Below are 20,141 nucleotides of genomic sequence, written 5' to 3'. Positions count from 1 at the left end.
GCCGGGCGGCGGTCGACCTGCAGGTCCCGGCGCCAGGCCAATGTCGGCATCGAAGGGGGACGGTCATGAGACAACATTGCTTCGGCGCGAGCCTCGGGCTCGCCGTGGCGCTCGGCGCGGGCGGTGCGCAGGCGGCCGAGCCGATCGCGCCGAAGGTCATGGTCATCACCATGTTCGGCGAGGAGGCCAAGCCCTGGCTGGAGGCGAGGGCGCTGACCACCAGGGTGAAGGTGCCCGGCCTGTCGGCGGATTATCCCGAGGTCGCCTGCGACGAGGCCGGGCTGTGCCTGATGACGACCGCGATGGGATTCTCGAACGCCGCCAGCTCGGTGGCGGCGCTGGTCCTCAGCGGCAAGTTCGACCTGAAGCAGACCTATTTCCTGATCGACGGCATCGCCGGGGTCGACCCCAAGGACGCGACGCTCGGCTCGGCGCTCTGGGCCCGCTACGTCATCGACGGGGGCCTCCGCCACGACATCGACCCACGCCAGATCCCGGCCGACTGGCCCGACGGCATGCTGGCGCTCGGCGCCAAGCGGCCCGGCGACAAGGCGGGATGGCATGCCGGCTCGGAAGTCTACGCCCTCAACGCCAAGCTGGCCGAGAAGGCGTTCGATCTGACGAAGTCGGTCGAGCTCGCCGACAGCGAGCAGGCCCGGCAGTACCGCAGCCGCTACGGCGAGGAGGCCGGTCGCGGCAAGCCGGTGGTGAAGCTGTGCGACACCGTGTCGATCGACACCTACTGGCACGGCTCGAAGATCGCCGAGGCGATCGAGCGCTGGGCCAAGGACTCGACAGACGGCAAGGCGAACTACTGCACCACCCAGATGGAGGACAACGCCTCCTTGACGGCCCTGAAACGGGGCGCCGACGCCGGCCTGCTCGATTTCAACCGGATCGCCGTGCTGCGCACCGCGTCCAATTTCGACCGCGAGGCGCCCGGCCAGAGCGCGGCCGAGTCGCTTGCCTCCAACTCCGGCGGCTTCGGCCCCTCGGTCGCCAACGCCTACCGTGTCGGTTCGACCTTCGCCGATGCCGTGATCAAGGACTGGCCGTCCTGGTCGAAGGGCGCTGAGTGACGGGAACGCCGGATGCCCGCGGCATCCGGCGCCAGTCCGGTCGGACGGCCTCGCAAGCGAGGTGCCGGGGCGCAGGTGCTCACAGGAGCGCCTGCAATTCGCGCAGCTCGCCCTCGTTGAGGTCGGACACCGCCCAGTAGGACATGTCGCCCCGGCTCCAGCCGAGGACGTTGAAGCCTTCGACCTTGGCGGCGTAGAGCGGCGCGGGCTGCGCGCCGGCCGGCCAGACGAACACGCTGATCTGGTGCAGGCGGCGCTTGTAGACCAGCGCCGCGACGCGCCGGCCGTCGACATAGTCGAGCCGGCCGCCGACGAGCTGGAAGCCCTCGGCCGCCAGGTCCTTGACCATGGGCGAATAGTCGAGGCGCCCGGCGAACCATGGCTTCACCGTGTGGGTGTCGAGCGAGACGACCTGCACCGGGCGGTCCTGGATCAGGGCACGGACATGGGCGGCGAGCACGTCGCGCGAGAGTGCCGCCTCGCCGTCGGCGCGCTGCAGCCACCAGGCGGTGCCGCCGGCCGAGATCACGCAGGCGAGCAGGACGGCAGCGGCCTGGCGCAGATAGGGCGCGAGCCCGTGGGCGATGCGGCCGGCCAGGGCCTGCCGCAAGCCCGGCTGAGCCGGAAGCACGACGGGAGGCCCGGCCGCCTCGACGGCGAGAGCCGCCGACAGGCGCGCCGCCAGCCGCGCCGGGGCCGGCTCGCGCGTCGCCTGCAAATGGCGGCGCAGGCGGGTCAGGTCGTCGCGGCAGCGGGCGCAGTCCGGGCAGCCGGCCGCGTGGGCGATCAGGGCTTCGCGCTCGCCGGCCGGCAGTTCGCCGTCGACCAGCATGCCGATGCGTTCGCGGGCCTGGTCACAGCGCATTCTTCGTCTCCTTGGCGAGCAGGGCACGCAGGCGCTCCCGGAGCTGGTCGCGGGCCCGGGCCAGTCGTGACATCACCGTGCCGATCGGCGCGCCGGTCACGCCGGCGATCTCCTGGTAGCTGAGGCCTTCGAGCTCGCGCAGCACGACCACCTCGCGGAAAGCCGGCGGCAGCTCCGCCAGGGCGGCGCGCACCAGGCCCTGGTCGGCGCGGCTCATCATCATCTCCTCGGCCGAGGGCTCCCCGCTCGGCACCTGGAGCAGACGCGCCTCGTCATCGTCCCGGCCCGCCAGCGCGCCCTCGAACGAGATCACCTTGGCCGAACGGTTGCGCACGGAGAGCCAGCGATAGGCGACGTTGCGCACGATGGCGAGGAGCCACGGCTTGATGTCGTCGCCGACCCGGCCTGCCTGGGCGCGGAAGGCGCGGAGATAGGCGTCCTGCACCACGTCCTGGGCATCGTCGCGGTCGCGCACCAGCCAATAGGCCAGGTTGTAGGCCGCCTCCATATGCGCGAGCGATTGCCGCTCGAAATCCTGCAGCGAGGTCATCCGGTCCGTCCGGGCGCTCCGGCCAATGGGCTCGTCCTGACATCTGATCCCGAACTGCGGCGATTTATTCCCGCCGCGCCAATAATCTTTTTCGCGGTGCCGGACACGCGGTTCCGGAATAAAGCCCGCCGCCGTCGAATCTTCTCCGGCAAGGCGCCTCGCACGGCATCTCCGCCGGCGCCTCCCCGATCATGGAGCGATTCCGATGCCAGACCTCTCGCGCCGTACCTTCATCGCCTCATCCGCCCTTGCCGCAGCCTTCGGCTTCAGCGGCAGGATCGCCATTCCCGCCGCCCTCGCCGAGACGCCGGCAGCGCCGCCGCCGCGCTTCCACAAATACAAGGTCGGCTCGGTCGAGGTGACGGCACTCTACGATGGACAATGGTCCAAGCCGCATGATCCTGCCTTCATCAAGAACGCCTCGATCGCCGACACCAAGGAAGCCCTGGCCAAGGCCGGCCTGCCGACGGCCTTCGTGCCGATCCCGCTGACCGTGGTGGTGCTGACCATCGGCGGCAGGCACGTCATGGTCGACACCGGCTCGGGCGCCCAGTGGCAGCCCACGGCCTGGGGCGTGCACGGCGCCATGATCGCGGCGGGGATCGATCCGGCCGGCATCGGTACGATCCTGATCTCGCATTTCCACCCCGATCACATCTTCGGGCTGATGGAGAAGGGGACAGACAAGCCGGTCTATCCCGAGGCCGAACTGGTGGTGAGCGGCGCCGAGTATCGCTGGTGGACCGAGCCGGGGCGGGTGGAGAAGCTGCCCGACGCGCGCCGCGGGCTCGGCCAGCGCATCAACGCCGTGTTTCCGACCTGGAAGAACTTCACGCTGGTCGAGGACGAGAGGGAGGTCGCGCCCGGCGTCCGACTGCTCAAGACGCCGGGCCATACGCCGGGGCATTCGGCCTTCCTCCTGTCGTCGGGCAGCGAGCAACTGCTGATCTCCAACGACGTGGCCTATGTGCCGGCGCTCCTCGCCCCGCACCCGGACTGGCAGGGCGCCTACGATCAGGACGGCCCGCTCGCGGTCGAGACGCGCCGCAAGCTGCTCGACCGCGCGGTCGCCGACAGGCTGCATGTGTGCGGCGCGCATTTTCCGTTCCCCGGCGCCGGCGTCTTCGCCAGGGACGGCGCCGCCTATGCCTTCGTTCCGGACATGGCGTGAGGGCCACCGGACTTTCTCTCCTCCATCGCAAGGAACCGATCGATGAACCGCCTGTGCTTCCTTCTCGTCGCCGCCTCGCTCGTCGCCGGCTCGCCGGCCCTGGCCGTCGACACCGCCACCTCCACGGATGCGCCGGATCTCGGCACCGTACGGGCGCTGATCAAGGCCAACGACTACAAGGCGGCGATCGCCGAGCTGAACGGCATGATCGACCATGGCGTCCAGCACGCCGACGTCTACAACCTGCTGGGCTATAGCCTGCGCAAGAGCGGCGATACCAAAACCGCGATGACCTTCTACCAGAAGGCGCTCGAGTTCGATCCGAACCATCGCGGCGCGCTCGAATATTCGGGCGAGCTCTATGTGCAGCTCGGCGACCTCGCCCATGCCCGCCTGAACGAGGCGAAGCTGAAGACGCTCTGCCCGAATGGCTGCGAGGAACTCGCCGACCTGCGGGAGGCGATCGAAGGCGCCGCCGCCAAGGCGCAGTGACGCCGCCCGTCGGCGCGTCCGGCCGCTGCGCCCCGGCGCGCCGCAACCCGAAGGAGCCGTGAGAGAATAAATGCTTCAGGCGTGACGCCAGCGGTTCCCCTTCTTCCTTGTAGGGAGGGGTAGGGGTGGGGGTCACGTAGGATAAGGCGCGACCAGTTCTTCACGACCCCCACCCTTTATCCCTGCCCAGCCATCTCGGGTGTTCCCGAGATGGGCAGACAAGGAAGGCAAGTCGGAAACATCCGACTTGCCGGGGAGGGAAGGCACAGACGTCGCGCTATTGCCTGAGATTGCCAGTCTCGCCCAGCCCGAGACGTATCCACTGCGTCCTCAAAACATCCATTCATTTATCCGTGAACGACACCCAAGGAGAACTCGCATGACCCGATGGGATATCCGGGCCGGCGCCGAGCTGGCCGGCCGGGTGCTGCTCGGCCTGCTGTTCGTCGCGGAAGCGATGAGCAAGCTCGGCGGTTACGGCGCGGCGGCGCGCTATATGAGCGCGTTCGGCCTGCCGCTCATGCTGCTGCCGGCGGCCATCGCGCTCGAACTCGGCGCGGGCGCCATGTTGATCGCCGGCTGGCATACGCGCCCGGCCGCCTTCGCGCTGGCCGCCTTCTGCACGGCGACGGCCGTCATCTTCCACACCGCGTTCGGCGACCGCAACCAGGTCCTCCATTTCGAGAAGGATCTGGCGCTCGCCGGTGCCTTCCTGGTGGTGTGGGCCCGCGGCGCCGGGCGCCTCTCGCTCGATGCCGGGCTGTCCCGGCAACGGGGCGCCGGCACCATCGACCCCGGCGCCCGCCCGTCAGGGGAGGGCGGGGCGCCTCTGCCCATGTGAACGCTTCAGACGCTCGCTCCGTCGAAGTGCCTCAGCGTCAGCGCATCGATATCGACCGACGGCACGGCGCGCAGATTGACGGCGCGGATCGGCGTGCCGTCGGGCATCACCCCCTCCGCGAAGGGCTGGACGCCGCAATGGCGGCAGAAGCGGTGGCGGATCCGGTGCGTGTTGAACCGGTAGTTGGCCAGCGCCTCCTCCCCCGCGGTCAGGGTGAAGGCGGACACCGGCACGAAGGCGAGCATCACGCCCGTGCGCCGGCAGCGTGAACAGTTGCAGGTCATCGCCTCGGCCGGCGGGTCCGTCGCGATGCTGAAGGTCACCGCGCCGCAATGGCAGCTTCCGTCATAGCCCAACTTCGCCTCCTTTGTTCCTGATGTGTTCGCGTCAAAGGCATACATCCGGCAAGCGGCATCGGCAAGGCGACCGACGCACGACAGCATCGTTGACAGGACGGCTTCGACGATTTATTGAACAGGGTTATACAGGTTCACTGAACAGGTATGAATATGGTGCGACGCGCGACCGCCTCCTCGCCGGGAACCGGCAAGCCCGAGCAGATCGCGACGGTCCTGGAGCGCGAGATCCGCTCCGGCGCGCTCGGCTTCGGCGAACGGCTGCAGAGCGAGAGCGAGCTCGTCCAGCGCTTCGCGGTCAGCCGCAACACCGTGCGCAAGGGCCTCGAGGAGCTGTCGAGCCGCGGCCTGATCACAACCAGGGTCGGCATCGGTTCCTTCGTCACCTTCGACGGCAAGACGGTCGACGACGCCATCGGCTGGTCGCGGGCCCTGGCGGATGCCGGCGCCAATGCCCAGACCCGCACGCTGCGGCTCGAGGTGATCGAGGACATCGATCTCGCCGCGCGCTTCGCCCTGGACAATCCTGCCTTCATCGCCGTCGACCGGGTGCGCAGCCATGCCGGCGACGGCCATGCCATCTCGATCGAGCGCAGCCGCCTGCCGCTGTCGCCCGAGCTGGAGGAAATCCCGCTCAAGGGGCTGCGCGAGGGCTCGCTGCACCAGACACTGCGCGGCGCCGGGCTCGTGCCCGACCATGGCGAGGAGTGGGTCGACATCGAAATGCTCTGCGCCGAGGACGCCGCCATCCTGGGATGCGCCGCGGGAGCGCCGTTCCTGCGCACCCGGCGGGTGACCCGCGCCGCCGACGAGCGGCTGATCGAATACGTCACCAGCCTGCTCAACCCGGCGCATTTCGCGCTGCATCTGGAGTTCTGAACCATGTCGGGGCGGGGAATGGCGACGGACCGGGCCGTGGCGACGCTGATCGGCGGCGCCCTCGGCGACGCGCTGGGCATGCCGACGCAGCTCCTGTCGCCGGCCGAGATCCGTGCGGCCTACGGCTTCGTCGACCGTTTCGTCGCGCCCTCGGACGAGCACCCCGTGTCGAAAGGCCTGCCGGCGGGAGCGATTACCGACGACACCGAGCAGACGCTGCTGCTCGGCCGCATCCTGCTCGAGTCCGGCGCCGGCTTCGACCACAAGCGCTGGGTCGACGCGCTGGTCGGCTGGGAGAGCGACGTCAAGGCGCGCGGCAGCTACGACCTGCTCGGCCCCTCGACCAAGCGCGCCATCGACGCCATCAATGCGGGTACGGCGCCGGAGGAGGCGGGCCTCGCCGGCGACACCAACGGCGCGGCCATGCGCATCGCGCCGGTCGGCATCAGCATGCCGCCGGCGCCGCTCGACGCCCTGGTCGCCAGGGTCGCCGAGACGTGCCGGGCCACGCACAACACATCGGCCGCGATCGCCGCCGCCGCCGCCGTGGCCGCCGCGATCAGCCGCGGCATCGCCGGCGGCGACTGGCGCGATGCCGCCGCCGGCGCTTCGGCCGCGGCCGAGCTCGGCGCCCGGCAGGGGCGGCGGATCGACAGCGTCGACATCGCCGCCCGCATCGCCTGGGCCTGCGGCCTCGTGCGCGGCAAGCCGGCGGAGGAGGCGATCGAGCTGATCGCCGGCCGGGTCGGCACCGGCGTGGCGAGCCGGGAATCCGTGCCGGCGGCCTTCGCCGTTCTGGAGGTGGCCGAGGGCGACCCCTGGCAGGCGGCGGTGATCAGCGCCAATCTCGGCGGCGACACCGACACGATCGGCGCCATCGCGGCGGGCATGGCCGCGGCCTGCACCGGCATGGCGGCGCTGCCCGAACGCCATGTCGCCGGGCTGAAGGGCCTCGACCTCGCCGCGGTCCGGGCCTTGGCGGCCGATCTCGTCGCCGCGCGCTTTGCCGCGGCGCAGCCCGCGGGAGGCGCGGCGTGAGCCGCCTCGTTCACGCCGGCAGCGTGGTGGTCGACCATGTCTACCGCCTCGACAGCCTGCCCGCGCCGGGAACCGAGAAGATCGCCGCGAGCTACGACGAGGTCGCCGGCGGCGGCTTCAACATGATGGTCGCCGCCGGCCGCACCGGCATGACCGTGGTCTTCGCCGGCCGGCACGGCACCGGCCCGAACGGCGACCTGCTGCGCCGGGTCCTGGCGCGAGAAGGCATCGCGGCGCTGACCCCGCCGGCCCCGGCCATGGACAGCGGCAACTGCGTCGTGCTGGTGACCGCCGACGCCGAGCGCACCTTCGTGTCCTGGCCCGGCGCCGAGGGCGTGCTCGGCCTCGCCGATTTCGCGCCGGTCGTCGTCGAGGCTTCGGACTGGGTGTTCACCTCCGGCTACACCCTGAGCTACCCCGGCAGCCGCGACGCCCTGGCCGACTGGATCGAGGCGTTGCCGGAGGGCGCCGCCTTCGTGTTCGACCCGACCCCGGTCGTGTCGGAAATCCCCGGGCCGATCCTGGCGCGGGTGCTGGCCCGCGCGACCTGGCTGAGCTGCAACGCCGCGGAGGCCCGGATCATCGCCGGCGCGCCGGATGTCGCGGCCAATGCCGAGCTGCTGCTCGCCCGGCACTGCCCGAGCGCCGCCGGCCTGGTTATCCGCTCCGGCGCGGCCGGCGCCCATGTGCGGCTGCGCGACGGGCGCTCGGCGACCCTGCCGGGCTTCGCCGTGGCGGCGGTCGACACCAATGGCGCCGGCGACACCCATATCGGCGCCTTCGTCAGCGCGCTCGCGCGCGGCGAACACCCCTTCGAGGCCGCGCGCTATGCCAATGCGGCCGCCGCCATCTCGGTGACCCGGCACGGCGGCTCGTCGGCGCCGACCGACGCCGAAATCAGCACCTTCCTCGCAGCCAGGGGCGGCGCGGGACCAAGCGATCGGGACCGCAGGACAAGGACGGCCTGACGCGATCGACAGACAAGGGAGAGGAACGATCATGCGCAGATTGACTGCAATGCTGGCGGCGACCAGCGCCCTGGTGTCCGCCTTCGCCGTCTCGGCCGGCGCGGCCGAGCTGCATGTGCTCAACTGGAAGGGCTACGGCGCGGACGAGCCGTGGGCGGTGGCAGCCTTCGAGAAGGCGACGGGCCACAAGGTGATCAACGACTTCTTCAACTCCGAACAGGAGATGCTGACCAAGCTGCGCACCAATCCCGGCCTCTACGACGTGGTGATGATCAACGCCGCCTTCACCGGGCAGGCGCTGGCCGAGAACCTGGTCCAGCCGATCGACACCGCGAAGATCGCCAACTACGCCGACATCAGCCCGGACAAGGCGGCCTCGCCCATGCTGAACCGTGACGGCAAGGTGTTCGGCGTGCCGTGGGTCTGGGGCCTGACCGCCATCGCCGTGAACGACAAGGCCTTCGACAGGCCGCCGACCAGCATTTCGGTGATGTGGGATCCCGCCCACAAGGGCCGGGTCGTCATCCGCGACGACGCCGTCGAGGCGATCCAGTTCGGCGCGATCGCATCGGGCCAGAACATCAACGACATCAAGGACATGGATGCGGTGAAAGCGAAGCTGGCCTCGCTGATGCCGCAGATCCGCACCTTCTGGAGCTCCGAGAACGACTGGAACCAGATGGTGGCGTCCAACCAGATCGACGTCGGCACCTATTGGAGCGGCTCGGCCGACCGCGCCAGGACGCAGTTCAAGCTGCCGGTCACGCTGGTGATCCCGCAGGAGGGCGCCGTGGCCTGGCTCGACGCCTTTTCCATCCCGGCCGACGCCAAGAACGTCGACGGCGCGACGGCCTTCATCAACTACATGATCGACCCGGCCTTCTACGTCGAATGGGTGACCAAGGTCGGGGCGCCGGTCTCGGCCAACCCCAAGGCGGTGGCGGCCCTGCCGGAAGACGCCTTCAACCGCAAGGTCATGGGCGACCCGAAGGTGGCCGAGCGCATCCAGTTCCAGGCGCCGATCACCGATGCGCAGCGCGAGGCCTATCTCGCGGCCTGGCAGGAGCTCAAGGTCGACGTGAAGTGAGCCGCGCTTGCCCGGCGGCCCGCAGGCGCCGCCGGGAAGCGGGGTCGTCCGCCCACCGAGCCGGCGGGCATGACCGACGGGAGGACTGGCATGGCGACGCGATCCATCGCGCGTGGCGGCCTGGCACCGGCGCTGCCGCTGCTGGCGCCGGCCTATCTCTGGCTGACCGTGGCGATCTTCCTGCCGCTCTCGGCCATGGCCTTCTTTTCGGTCATGACCGGCCTGCCGCTCTCCGGCAAGGCGTGGTCCTTCACGCTCAAGAACTACACGGCCTTCTTCTCCTCGACGCTCTATCCGACCCTGCTGGGGGCGTCGCTGCGGCTGGGGCTCGAAGTCACGGCGTGGTGCGCGGTGATCGGCTTTCCCGCCGCCTATGTCCTCGCCAAGGTGCTGAAGGGCCGGGCTCGCGAGGCGATCTTCCTCCTGGTGATCCTGCCGTTCTGGTCGAACGGGCTGGTGCGCATCTTCTCCTGGGCCATGGTGCTGCGCGAGGGCGGCATCCTCGATACGGCGCTGAACGCGGTGCTGCCGTTCAAGGTCAGCATCGACCTGATGTATTCCTACCCGGCGGTCATCATCGGCCTGGTGCATTCCTACGTGCCCTACATGGTGCTGACCTGCTATCTGACGCTGCAGGCGATCGACGATTCCCTGATCGAGGCGGCCCGCTCGCTCGGCGCCTCGCGGCTGCAGGTGCTGCGCCGCCTGATCGTGCCGCTGTCCATGCCCGGGCTGGTGGCGGGCGCGGTGCTGATCTTCGTGCCGGTCGTCGGCTCGTTCATGGAGCCGCGCATCCTCGGCGGGCGCACCGGCACCTTCTACGGCACCGTCATCGAGGACCAGTTCGTCGCCGTCTTCAACTGGCCGCTGGGCGCGGCGCTGTCCTTCATCCTGCTGGCGGTGGTGCTGGTCATCCTCGCCGTGGCGGCGCCGGTGATGCGGAGGCGCGCCTGATGTCGACCACCCGCCTGCTCCGGGGCCTCGGCCGCTTCTATGTCGGGCTGCTGCTCGCCTTCCTCTACCTGCCGATCGCCATCATGGCGCTGATGTCGTTCAACGCCTCGCCCTTCTACCAGCTGCCCTTCGAGTGGACGACAGGCTGGTACGTGCAGCTGTCGGGCAACGCGCAGCTCCTGGCCGCGACCTGGAACAGCCTGGAGATCGCCTTCATCGCCACCGCGATCGCGACGGTGCTCGGCACGGCGGCATCGCTGGCGCTGTTCCGCTACGAATTCCGCGGCAAGAAACTGCTGCAGGCCCTGCTGTTCCCGCCGATCGCCATTCCCTGGCTGATCACCGGCACGGCCATGCTGATCTTCTTCTTCGGCGTCGGCATCGGCCGCGGCCTGCATGCGATCCTGCTCGGGCATGTGGCGCTGGCACTGCCCTATGTCATCGTCGTCGTCTCGGCGCGCCTGCAGACCTTCGCGCCGGACCTGGAGGAGGCCGCCCGCTCGCTCGGCGCCAGCCAGTGGCAGGTGACGCGGCGGGTGACGCTGCCCTGGATCATGCCCGGTGTCATCGCCGGCGCGCTGTTCGCCTTCGCCGTGTCCTTCGACCAGTTCGTGGTGTCGTATTTCCTGTCGACGCCGGGGCAGGCGACGCTGCCGGTCGAGATCTACGCGGCGATCCGCAAGGGCTTCACGCCGGAGATCAACGCCGTGTCCACCATCATCATCGCGGTCTCGATGGGGCTGATGCTGCTGACGGCGCGCTTCTTCAGGTTCGGGGGAGAGAGGTAATGGCCGAGGTCGTGGTCGAGAAGGTTTCGCGCAGCTTCGGCGCGCACAGGGCGCTCGACGAGGTCTCGATCGTCTTTCCCGACGGTGGCTTCTACGCCCTGCTCGGGCCTTCGGGCAGCGGCAAGACCACGCTGCTGCGGATGATCGCCGGCTTCGACTTCCCAGATTCCGGCCGCCTGATCATCGGCGGCGAAGGCGTGGAGCGGGTGCCGGTGGAGAAGCGGCGCATCGGCATGGTGTTCCAGAACTATGCGCTGTTCCCGAACATGAGCGTCGCCGACAACATCGCCTTCGGGCTGTCGGTGCGCGGCGAGCCCAGGGCGGCCATCGAGACGGCGGTGCAGCGGGCACTGGACCTGGTCCAGCTCGGCAAGCTCGGCGGGCGCCGGCCGCATCAATTGTCCGGCGGCCAGCGCCAGCGCGTGGCCCTGGCCCGCGCCATCGTCACGCGGCCGCGCGTGCTGCTGCTCGACGAGCCCCTCTCGGCGCTCGACAAGGCGCTGCGCGTCGACATGCAGATCGAGCTCAAGCGCATCCAGCGCGAGATCGGCATCACCACCATCTTCGTCACCCACGACCAGGACGAGGCGCTGACCATGAGCGACCGCATCGGCATCCTGCGCGACGGGCGGCTGGTGCAGGAGGGCCCGCCCGAGGACATCTACGACAATCCGCGGAGTGAGTTTGCCGCCACCTTCCTCGGCGACGCCAACATCCTGCGCGGCGAGGCGACCGGCAACGGCATCCGCCTCGCCGACGGGACGCCGATCGCCGCCCGGTCCGGAGCCGCGGCGGCCGGCGGCCGGGCGGTCTGCGCGGTGAGGCCGGAGCGCATCCGCATCGCACCCGCGCCGGAGCCGGCAGGCGGCGGCAACAGCCTGAGCGGACGGGTGGCCCGGCGCATCTTCGCCGGCAATTCCAGCACCTATTTCGTCGATCGCGCCGGCGAGACGATCAAGGTGCTGGTGCAAAACAGCGGCCAGGCCCGGCTGGGCGAAGGCCAGGAGGTGGTGCTGAGCTGGTCGCCGGAGAGCACGGTGCTGCTGTCGGCGTAAGGCCGCATCCGGCTTGCGTCGCGGAGGGGCCTGGTCTCGAATGCTCCCGTGCCGCGGAGGAGCCCGACATGCCAGCGCCGACAGCCATGCCGCCGAAGCCGATCTCCGAGCGCGACCTGGCGTGGGAGGACTGGTCCGAGGTGCCGCGCTTCGGCCGGCGCGTCCGGGCCCTGAGCCGGGCGGCGCTCGGCGAGGACCGGCGCGTCGGCGTCGCCGTCGAGGAGCTTGCGCCGGGCATGCAGAGCGCGCCGGCGCATTATCACGTCCTTGAGGAGGAGCATGTCTACATCCTCGAAGGCCGGCTCACCCTGCGCCTCGACGAGGAGCGCCACGAGATGACGGCCGGCGACTATGTCTGCTTCCCCGCCGGCTTGCCGGTCGGCCATGCCTTCCTGAACAGCGGCGCCGGCCCCTGCCGCTACCTGATGATCGGCGAGCGCAATCCCGCGGAAGTCTGCGTCTATCCGGACTCGAACAAGGTGTCGGTGAGGGCGTTGCGCCGCCAGGCCGACATCTTCGACATGGCCGCAATGCGCGGCTACTGGGACGGGGAGGAGACGGGGTAGAGGCAAGCCGTGCAGGTTGCCGGTGCATGAGGGACTCGCGTGCCGGGGCCGGCGCCGAGCTGCGAGCCGGCGTCGAGTGATCCGGGGGGCGCACGACGCCCCCCCCTCCTGGCCTCAGGCCGCTGTCTCCTGCAACTGGCGATACATGCGCTGAGGCTTCATGCCCGCGCCCTGGCCGCCGTCGGCCTGACGCTCGATGCGGAGGCGAGCTTCGACGTCGCGCTCGCCAACCGCATGGATGCGCCGACCCTGATCCACTGGCACGGCCTGACGCCGCCCTGGCCACAGGACGGCGTGCCGGACAACCCCGCCGCCCTGCTCAAGCCGGACGAGAGCCGCAGCTACGCTTTCCCCGCCGGTCCAGGCGGGACGCACTGGATGCATGCGCATACGCTGCAGGAGCAGAGCCCGCTGGCAGCGCCGCTGATCGTGCACACGGCGGCGGACCGGCGACGGGATAAGCCGGACGCCGTGATCCTGCTGCACGACTTTTCCTTCACCCCGCCGGAGGACCTGCTGGCCAGGCTCACGGCCTCGTCCGCGGGCGGCATGCCGCGATGGGGCATGGGGCCCTGGGCGGGATGATGCAGGAACACGGCTCCGCCGACATGTCGATGCCCGGCATGTCGATGCCGGGCATGGCCGGAATGGATCTCAACGACATCGCCTATGACGCGTACCTCGCCAATGATCGCACGCTCGATGGTCCGCAGGTCGTGACGGTGGAGAAGGGCGGCCGCGTCCGCCTGCGCGTCATCAATGGCGCGACGGCGACGGCCTTCGCCATCGACACCGGCGCGCTGGCCGGCGAACTGATCGCGGTCGACGGCTGCGAGGTCCGGCCTGTCGCCGGTCGAACCTTCCCTGTCTCCATGGGCCAGCGTCTCGACATCCGCGTCACGCTGCCGCGCGAAGGCGGTGCCTATCCGATCCTGGCGCTCCGCGAAGGCAGCCCGAGCGCGCCGGCGTCATCCTGGCGTCGGCGGGGGCGAGGATCGAACGCCTGGCGGTGCCGGGCGAGGGCAGGGGGCCGATCGTCGGGCTCGACCTCGAGCGGAGCCTCGGCGCCGTGACGCCGCTGGCGTCCCGTCCGGCGGACCGCCGCTTCGCCCTGACGCTCACGGGGAGCATGGCGGGCTATCGCTGGGGTTATCGCCGGCGGCGAGGAGATGGCGGTGAAGCCGGCGAGCGGGTGGAGGTCGCGATGCGCAACATGTCGACGATGGCGCATCCGATGCACCTGCATGGCCATCACTTCCAGGTGGTCGGCATCAACGGCGAGGCCGTGGCGGGGGCGGTGCGCGACACCGTCCTGGTGCCGCCGACGGCCGGCGTCGTCATCGCCTTCGACGCGGACAATCCCGGCCGCTGGCCGCTGCATTGCCACCATCTCTATCACATGGCGACGGGCATGATGGCGTATGTCGGCTACCTCGTGTAGCCGGTGAGGGCGGCGGAGCGGCGTCCACGCAGGCGCTGCTCCGCCGGAGGCTGATCCGATCGGGGCGGGCGATGGCAGGCGTGTGGCATTCTCTGGTGGCGCGGCGGGATATCGGGCTGGTGGCGGTGGCCATTGCGGGCCTGGCCGCCGGTGGGCTTCTCGCCTGGACCGACCGACCCGGCGCAGCGCACCTCGCCTGGTCGCTGGCGATCCTGCCGGTGCTGGCGGCGCTGCTGGTGCAGATCGTCGCGTCGCTGCGCCGCGGCGATGTCGGACTGGACGTGGTCGCCGCCCTGTCGATGTCGGCGGCCCTCGCCTTCGGCGAACCCCTGGCCGGCAATGTCGTGGCGCTGATGTATTCCGGCGGGCAGTTGCTGGAGGCGTTTGCGCAGCGCCGGGCGCAGCGGGAGATGACCGCGCTGCTCGGGCGCGTCGCCCGCACTGCGATGCGCTATCGCGGCGATGCGCTGGAGGAGACGGACATCACGGAGATCACTCCGGGGGACCGGCTGCTGATCCGCCACGGCGAGGTCCTGCCGGTCGACGGCCGCGTCGCCGGGGAGGGAGCCATGCTCGACCTGTCGGCGCTCACCGGCGAGTCCCGGCCGGAGGCCGCCTCCGAAGGCGGGGAGGCGCTCAGCGGGGCAACCTCAGTCGGCGCACCGTTCGATCTGGTCGCGACCCGCCCGGCGGCGGAGAGCACCTATGCCGGCGTGGTGCGGCTGGTCGAGGCGGCGCAGGCGAGCAAGGCGCCGATGATGCGTCTCGCCGACCGCTATGCCATCGGCTTCCTCGTCCTCACCCTCGCCATGGCGGGCGCGGCCTGGCTGTTCTCGCACGAGCCGGTGCGGGTGCTGGCGGTGCTGGTGGTGGCAACGCCCTGCCCGCTGATCCTGGCCGTGCCCGTTGCGATCATCTCGGGCATGTCGCGGGTGGCGCGCATGGGTGTTCTCGTCAAGGATGGCGGCGCGCTCGAGGCGATGGCGAACATCCGCACCGCGCTGATCGACAAGACCGGCACGCTGACCCGCGGCGAGGCGGCGGTGACCGAGGTGCGGACGGTGGCCGGGCGCTCCGCCGACGAAGTGCTGCGCCTGGCCGCCAGCCTGGACCAGGCGTCGAGCCACGTGGTGGCGACGGCGCTCATCAAGGAGGCGCGGGCGCGCGGCCTCGCCCTGTCGCCGCCGGAGCAGGCGCGCGAGACCGCCGGCACCGGTGTCGAGGGCCTGGTCGAGGGCGTGCCGGTGATCGTCGGCGGCGACGGCTTCGTGCGCGACCGCAGCGCCGGCGTCGATCCCTACAGCCTGCACGACGGCGTGCCGGCCGGGGCGATGACCGTCGCAGTGGCGATCGGCGGCGAGACGGCCGGCATCATCGTGCTCGAGGACCGGCTGCGCGAAGACGCGGGGCAGACGCTCGCCGCCCTGCGGGCGGCCGGCATCGACAGGATCGTGCTGGCCTCGGGCGACCGCGCCGACATCGCCGCGCGCGTCGGCCGCAGCCTCGGCGTCGATGCGGTGCTGGGCGACCTTGCGCCGGAGGACAAGCTCGCTGCCGTGCGCCGGGAAGCCGAAGCCGCGCCGGTGATGATGGTCGGCGACGGCGTCAACGACGCGCCGGCGCTCGCCGCGGCCAGCGTCGGCGTCGCCATGGGCGCGCGCGGCGCCGCCGCCTCCTCGGAGGCGGCGGGCGTCGTGCTGCTGGTCGATGCGCTGGCGCCCCTGGCCAAGGCGATCGGCGTCGCCCATCGCACCCGCGGGATCGCCCTGCAGAGCGTGATCGTCGGCCTCGGCCTGTCGGTCGGCGCGATGATCGTCGCTGCGCTCGGCTACCTGCCGCCGGTGCAGGGCGCCCTGCTGCAGGAGGCGATCGACATCGCCGTGATCCTCAACGCGCTCCGGGCGCTGCGCTGAAGCGCCCCCTGGCCGCGACGCCGGCGGTAGGATGGCGTCGGCCGCTGGCCGGGCAATCCGGTTTTGCCGGTCGCGATGGCGCCGCCTTGCCCGCGACGGAACGTCCCATCCCGTCCCGGCGTCGCGAGGCCGCCCGCGCGATTCGGTCGTCGTTGCACGACAAACCAACTTGTCAGGACATCCGCCTATGTTGACATAGGTATCGTCGCTGGCCACAGTGACGGCGGGTGGTCAGAAGACGCACCAAGGGAGGAAACGATGACCCGACTGTACCGGGCGCTGGCGATCGCCGCCGCGCCGCTCGCTCTGCTTGCCGCCGCCCCCGGCGCGCTGGCCCAGGACGCACCCGTCCAGGTGACGATCGGCTGGGCGCCGCCGGACGTGTCCGGCGTGTTCAAGACGGCTACGGATTTCTTCGAGAAGTCGGCGGCCGAGGCGAGCAAGAACGGCTTCGACGTCAAGATCGTCACGTCCACAGGCCAAGGCCACGACATCGCCCAACAGGTCAACGCGGTCGACGACCTGATCCAGCGCCAGGTCGACGTGATCGCCGTGTCGCCGGCCGACGTGAACTCGGTGAAGCCGGCCCTGCGGCGCGCCAAGGAGGCCGGCATCGGCGTCATCATCGTCAACCTGCTCGAGCCGGTCGAGGGCGTCGAAGTCGACAGCTATATCGGCTACGACAACACCATCGCGGCCGAAGTCAGCGCCTCGGCGGTGGTCGACTATTTCGGCGGGCCGGGCGTGCTCGGCGCCGGCGACAAGATCGACGTCAAGCCCGACACCTATCTCGACCGTGCCTTCTGGAAGGCGGCCTTCGAGAAGCTCTCGCCGGAGCAGAAGGCCGGCATCAAGGCCAAGGGCGTCATCATCGAGGGCGTGGCCGGCAACTTCTTCTCCAACACGCGCCTTGCCGGTTTCCGCAACGTGCTCAAGGACTTCCCGGGCATCGAGATCGTCGGCGCCCCTTGCGCCGGCGATTGGAAGCGCGAGAAGGGCGCCAACTGCGCCGAGGACTTCCTGCAGGCCAACGGCGACATCGACTTCATCTGGGCGGCCTCGAACGAGATGGGCCTCGGCGCGATGCTCGCCGCCCAGAACGCCAAGCGGCTGGAGACCGCCGCGGACGGTCCGAAGACCGGCGACGACAAGGTCGCGATCTTCACCAACGACGTCACGCCTGAATCCGTCGACCGCATCGCCGAAGGCAAGCTGATCGCCGAGACCACCCACGGCTTCGCCGACTGGGGCTGGTACGGCACCAAGATCGCTGTCGAGATCGCCTGCAAGCTCGAGGCGCCCAAGGTCTTCGACATCCGGCCGCGCACCGTCTACATCGACAATGCCCGCCAGTTCTATCCGGACCCGAAGCTCGAGCAGATCGACTGGAAGGGGCTGCGCGCCAGCTGCAAGAAGTGACGACCTGACGGCGGGGCCGCGGCGCGAACGCCGTGGCCCCGCCTTCCTTCAATGCGATCCGACCCGCTGCACGGAGCCGTCCCGATGGCTGCCTCGCCCGTACGCGTCCCGCCGCATCCCGGCGGCGACACCGCGCCGCTGCTCGCGCTCGAGGCGATCGGCAAGACCTTTCCCGGCAACGTTGCCCTGCGCGCCGTGTCGCTCGACATCCGCGCCGGGGAGGTCCACGCCCTGATGGGCGAGAACGGCGCCGGCAAGTCGACGCTGATGAAGATCATCGCCGGCGAATATGAGGCGACCTCCGGCACCATGACGGTCGGAGGCAGGGCGGTTCCCGCGCGGTTCGAGGCGGCCGAGTACGGCATCGGCCTGGTGCACCAGGAACTGAGCCTGGTGCCGGCCCTGTCGGTGACGGAGAACATCTATCTCGGCCGGCTGCCCCGGCGCTTCGGCGCCGTCGACTGGCGCGGCGCCCACGAGAAGGCGCGCGCCGCCTTCGCCCGGCTCGGCGTCGACGTCGACCCGCGCATGCCGGTCCGCAAGCTGGAGGTGGCCGAGCAACAACTGGTCGAGATCGCCCGCGTCCTCGAGCGCGCGCCGAGGATCATCCTGTTCGACGAGCCGACCTCGGCGCTGTCGGACAGCGAAAGGAGCCGGCTGTTCGACGTCATCCGCCAGCTCAAGGCCGATGGCCACGGCATCGTCTACATCTCGCACAACCTCTCGGAGATCATGGCGATCTCCGACCGCATCACCGTGCTGCGCGACGGCGAGGTCGCGGCCTCGCTGCCGGTGTCGGAAGCCAGCCAGGAGAAGATCGTCGGCCTCATGGTCGGCCGGACGCTCGACCAGCAATTCCCGAAATTCGAGGGCGCGATCGCCGGGGAGACGGTGCTGCGCGTCGACAACCTCGTGTCCGGCCGCGCGCTCAAGGGCGTGTCCTTCGCCCTGCGGCGCGGCGAGATCCTCGGCGTCTACGGCCTGATGGGGGCCGGGCAGGCGGATCTGGCCGGCGCCATCTTCGGGCTGACGCCGATGGAGGGCGGCGCCGTGGAGGTCGGCGGCGTCCGGCTCGGCAACCACAGTCCTGCCGATGCGATCGCCGCCGGGGTGGGCCTGCTCTCGCGCGACCGGCGCCAGAGCCTGGTGCCGATGCAGCCGATCGCCCCCAACCTCAGCCTCGCCTGGCTCGCGGACCGGGCGATGCTCTCCGCCCTCGACCTCAACCGCGAGAAGCGCGAGAGCGCCGACTATATCCGCATGATGCGGATCCGGCCGCCCTCGATGACGCAGAGCCTGCTGCACTACAGCGGCGGCAACCAGCAGAAGATCATCCTGGCCCGCTGGATGTCGAGCGGCTCGAAGGTGCTGATCTTCGACGAGCCGACCCGCGGCATCGACGTCGGCGCCAAGGCGGAGGTCTTCGCGATCATGAGCCGGCTGATCGAAGCCGGCACCTCGATCCTGATGATCTCCTCGGAGATCAACGAGCTGGTGGCGCTGGCGGACCGCGTCCTCGTCATGCGCGGCGGCCGCATCAAGGTGGAGCTGCCCCGCGACCAGCTCTCCCAGGAAGCGCTGCTGCTCCATTCCCACTGACAGGCATTGCCATGGCATCCGATTCCGCGCAGTCCGACCTGCAACCGACCAAGGCGGTGGCCTCGCAGCGGCGCCAGGCCCTGCGCGACGTGCTGTTCAAGGCCGGGCCCCTGATCGCCCTCGTCGCCCTGATCGGCTATCTCGCCTTCGCCTCGCCGAAATTCGCCACCTACGCCAACTTCGCCAATATCGGCCGCCAGACCGCGCCGCTGGCGATCATGGCGATCGGCCAGACCTTCGCCATCCTCACCGGCGGCATCGACCTGTCCGTGGCGGCGATCGCCGCCTTCGCCTCGGCGACCACGGCGGTGCTGCTCACCGCGCCGCTGGTGCTGTTCGGGGTCGATTTCGGCTACCTGCCGATCCCCGTCTGCATCGGCGTCGGCCTCTCGGTCGGCCTCCTCGCCGGCATCCTCAACGGCTGGATCATCTCCACCTTCAAGATCCCGGACTTCATCGCCACGCTCGGCACCATGCAGGTGTTCCGCGGCGTCGCCCTGCTGACCACCGGCGGGCAGTCCGTGCCGGGGCCGTCCTCGACCCGCGAGATGCCCGACGCCTTCGCCTGGCTCGGCTCGGCCAATCTCGCCGGCATTCCGGTGAGCATCTTCATCGCCCTGGCCTGCGCCGCCGCCGCGATCTACGTGCTGCGCTTCACCGCGCTCGGCCGGGCGATCTACGCCGTCGGCGGCAACCGGGAGGCGGCGAGGGTGTGCGGTATCTCGATCGGCCGCACCAAGATCTATGTCTACGCCATCTCCGGCCTGCTGGCCTCGATCGCCGGGGTGCTGCTGGTGGCGCGGCTCAGCGCCGCCAACGCCCTGCTGGCCGAGGGCGAGGAACTGCGCTCCATCGCCTCCGTCGTCATCGGCGGCACCAACCTGTTCGGCGGCGAGGGCGGCGTCATCGGCTCGCTGATCGGCGCGATGCTGGTCGGCGTGCTCGGCAACGGCCTCAACCTGCTCGGCGTCAGCCCGTTCTACCAGCGCATCGCCCAGGGCGTCGTCGTGGTGCTGGTCGTCGTCTTCGACCAGTGGCGCCGGCGCAAGATGTCCAAGGTCTGAGCGGCCGGGAGCCGTC

At 70.4% G+C, this 20,141-nt stretch carries 19 protein-coding genes and 1 pseudogene; 17 read left to right on the top strand and 3 right to left on the bottom strand.

Annotated elements, in window-relative coordinates; translation table 11 throughout:
- The first annotated feature begins 65 nt into the window (after positions 1-65).
- Positions 66-1,079, top strand: coding sequence for a purine-nucleoside phosphorylase (locus AC27L4_RS32110; RefSeq protein WP_487146773.1), 1,014 nt, complete (start codon positions 66-68; stop codon positions 1,077-1,079).
- Between the two features lie 79 nt (positions 1,080-1,158).
- Here AC27L4_RS32110 and AC27L4_RS32105 read toward each other — a convergent pair whose 3' ends face one another.
- Both AC27L4_RS32105 and AC27L4_RS32100 read right to left on the bottom strand, forming a co-directional pair.
- Positions 1,159-1,944, bottom strand: a complete 786-nt coding sequence (locus AC27L4_RS32105; protein ID WP_487146772.1) for an anti-sigma factor family protein — start codon at positions 1,942-1,944, stop codon at positions 1,159-1,161.
- Positions 1,934-2,494, bottom strand: coding sequence for a sigma-70 family RNA polymerase sigma factor (locus AC27L4_RS32100; RefSeq protein WP_487146771.1), 561 nt, complete (start codon positions 2,492-2,494; stop codon positions 1,934-1,936). Before AC27L4_RS32100 ends, AC27L4_RS32105 begins: the two co-directional genes overlap by 11 nt.
- Before the next feature lie 205 nt (positions 2,495-2,699).
- On the opposite strand from AC27L4_RS32100, the gene AC27L4_RS32095 reads away from it, so the two are divergent.
- The 3 genes from AC27L4_RS32095 to AC27L4_RS32085 all read left to right on the top strand — a co-directional run bounded on the left by AC27L4_RS32095 (position 2,700) and on the right by AC27L4_RS32085 (position 4,998).
- The gene (locus AC27L4_RS32095; RefSeq protein WP_487146769.1) at positions 2,700-3,665 is read left to right on the top strand and encodes an MBL fold metallo-hydrolase; all 966 of its coding nucleotides are present in this window, start codon (positions 2,700-2,702) and stop codon (positions 3,663-3,665) included.
- A gap of 42 nt (positions 3,666-3,707) precedes the next feature.
- A complete protein-coding gene (locus AC27L4_RS32090; protein WP_487146768.1) occupies positions 3,708-4,157 on the top strand; it encodes a tetratricopeptide repeat protein in 450 nt (149 codons plus the stop codon).
- Positions 4,158-4,536: 379 nt separating this feature from the next.
- The gene (locus tag AC27L4_RS32085; protein WP_487146767.1) at positions 4,537-4,998 is read left to right on the top strand and encodes a DoxX family protein; all 462 of its coding nucleotides are present in this window, start codon (positions 4,537-4,539) and stop codon (positions 4,996-4,998) included.
- Positions 4,999-5,003: 5 nt separating this feature from the next.
- Here AC27L4_RS32085 and AC27L4_RS32080 read toward each other — a convergent pair whose 3' ends face one another.
- Positions 5,004-5,354, bottom strand: coding sequence for a GFA family protein (locus AC27L4_RS32080; RefSeq protein WP_487146766.1), 351 nt, complete (start codon positions 5,352-5,354; stop codon positions 5,004-5,006).
- Between the two features lie 153 nt (positions 5,355-5,507).
- Between AC27L4_RS32080 and AC27L4_RS32075 the strand changes: the two genes are divergently transcribed.
- The 13 genes and pseudogenes from AC27L4_RS32075 to AC27L4_RS32015 all read left to right on the top strand — a co-directional run bounded on the left by AC27L4_RS32075 (position 5,508) and on the right by AC27L4_RS32015 (position 20,125).
- Entirely contained in the window at positions 5,508-6,233 is a 726-nt protein-coding gene (locus AC27L4_RS32075) for a GntR family transcriptional regulator (protein ID WP_487146765.1), read from the top strand.
- A gap of 3 nt (positions 6,234-6,236) precedes the next feature.
- The gene (locus AC27L4_RS32070) at positions 6,237-7,271 is read left to right on the top strand and encodes an ADP-ribosylglycohydrolase family protein (RefSeq protein WP_487146764.1); all 1,035 of its coding nucleotides are present in this window, start codon (positions 6,237-6,239) and stop codon (positions 7,269-7,271) included.
- Positions 7,268-8,239 (top strand): PfkB family carbohydrate kinase, encoded by a 972-nt coding sequence (locus AC27L4_RS32065; protein ID WP_487146762.1) that lies wholly within the window; start codon positions 7,268-7,270, stop codon positions 8,237-8,239. Before AC27L4_RS32070 ends, AC27L4_RS32065 begins: the two co-directional genes overlap by 4 nt.
- 31 nt (positions 8,240-8,270) lie before the next feature.
- Positions 8,271-9,326, top strand: a complete 1,056-nt coding sequence (locus AC27L4_RS32060) for an ABC transporter substrate-binding protein (RefSeq protein ID WP_487146760.1) — start codon at positions 8,271-8,273, stop codon at positions 9,324-9,326.
- Between the two features lie 90 nt (positions 9,327-9,416).
- Positions 9,417-10,280 carry an ABC transporter permease gene (locus AC27L4_RS32055; protein WP_487146759.1) on the top strand — a complete coding sequence of 288 codons (864 nt, stop codon included), beginning with the start codon at positions 9,417-9,419 and terminating at the stop codon, positions 10,278-10,280.
- Positions 10,280-11,068 (top strand): ABC transporter permease, encoded by a 789-nt coding sequence (locus AC27L4_RS32050; protein ID WP_487146758.1) that lies wholly within the window; start codon positions 10,280-10,282, stop codon positions 11,066-11,068. Before AC27L4_RS32055 ends, AC27L4_RS32050 begins: the two co-directional genes overlap by 1 nt.
- Positions 11,068-12,123 (top strand): ABC transporter ATP-binding protein, encoded by a 1,056-nt coding sequence (locus AC27L4_RS32045; protein WP_487146756.1) that lies wholly within the window; start codon positions 11,068-11,070, stop codon positions 12,121-12,123. The genes AC27L4_RS32050 and AC27L4_RS32045 overlap by 1 nt, the downstream gene beginning before the upstream one ends.
- Before the next feature lie 68 nt (positions 12,124-12,191).
- On the top strand, positions 12,192-12,689 hold the full coding sequence (locus tag AC27L4_RS32040) for a cupin domain-containing protein (protein WP_487146755.1): 498 nt from the start codon (positions 12,192-12,194) through the stop codon (positions 12,687-12,689).
- Positions 12,690-12,872: 183 nt separating this feature from the next.
- A pseudogene (locus AC27L4_RS32035) lies at positions 12,873-14,130 on the top strand (multicopper oxidase family protein); the annotation flags it as partial.
- Positions 14,131-14,201: 71 nt separating this feature from the next.
- Entirely contained in the window at positions 14,202-16,043 is a 1,842-nt protein-coding gene (locus AC27L4_RS32030) for a heavy metal translocating P-type ATPase (protein WP_487146754.1), read from the top strand.
- A gap of 258 nt (positions 16,044-16,301) precedes the next feature.
- Positions 16,302-17,462, top strand: a complete 1,161-nt coding sequence (locus AC27L4_RS32025) for a sugar ABC transporter substrate-binding protein (RefSeq protein WP_487146753.1) — start codon at positions 16,302-16,304, stop codon at positions 17,460-17,462.
- 84 nt (positions 17,463-17,546) lie between these two features.
- On the top strand, positions 17,547-19,061 hold the full coding sequence (locus AC27L4_RS32020) for a sugar ABC transporter ATP-binding protein (RefSeq protein ID WP_487146752.1): 1,515 nt from the start codon (positions 17,547-17,549) through the stop codon (positions 19,059-19,061).
- Positions 19,062-19,072: 11 nt separating this feature from the next.
- A complete protein-coding gene (locus tag AC27L4_RS32015; RefSeq protein ID WP_487146751.1) occupies positions 19,073-20,125 on the top strand; it encodes an ABC transporter permease in 1,053 nt (350 codons plus the stop codon).
- The last annotated feature ends 16 nt before the right edge of the window (positions 20,126-20,141 follow it).

The sequence above is a fragment of the Labrys sp. Lb11 genome (genome assembly GCF_057554225.1).
Note: the sequence above shows the minus strand (reverse complement) of the source record. Positions and strands in the feature narration are given on the sequence as shown.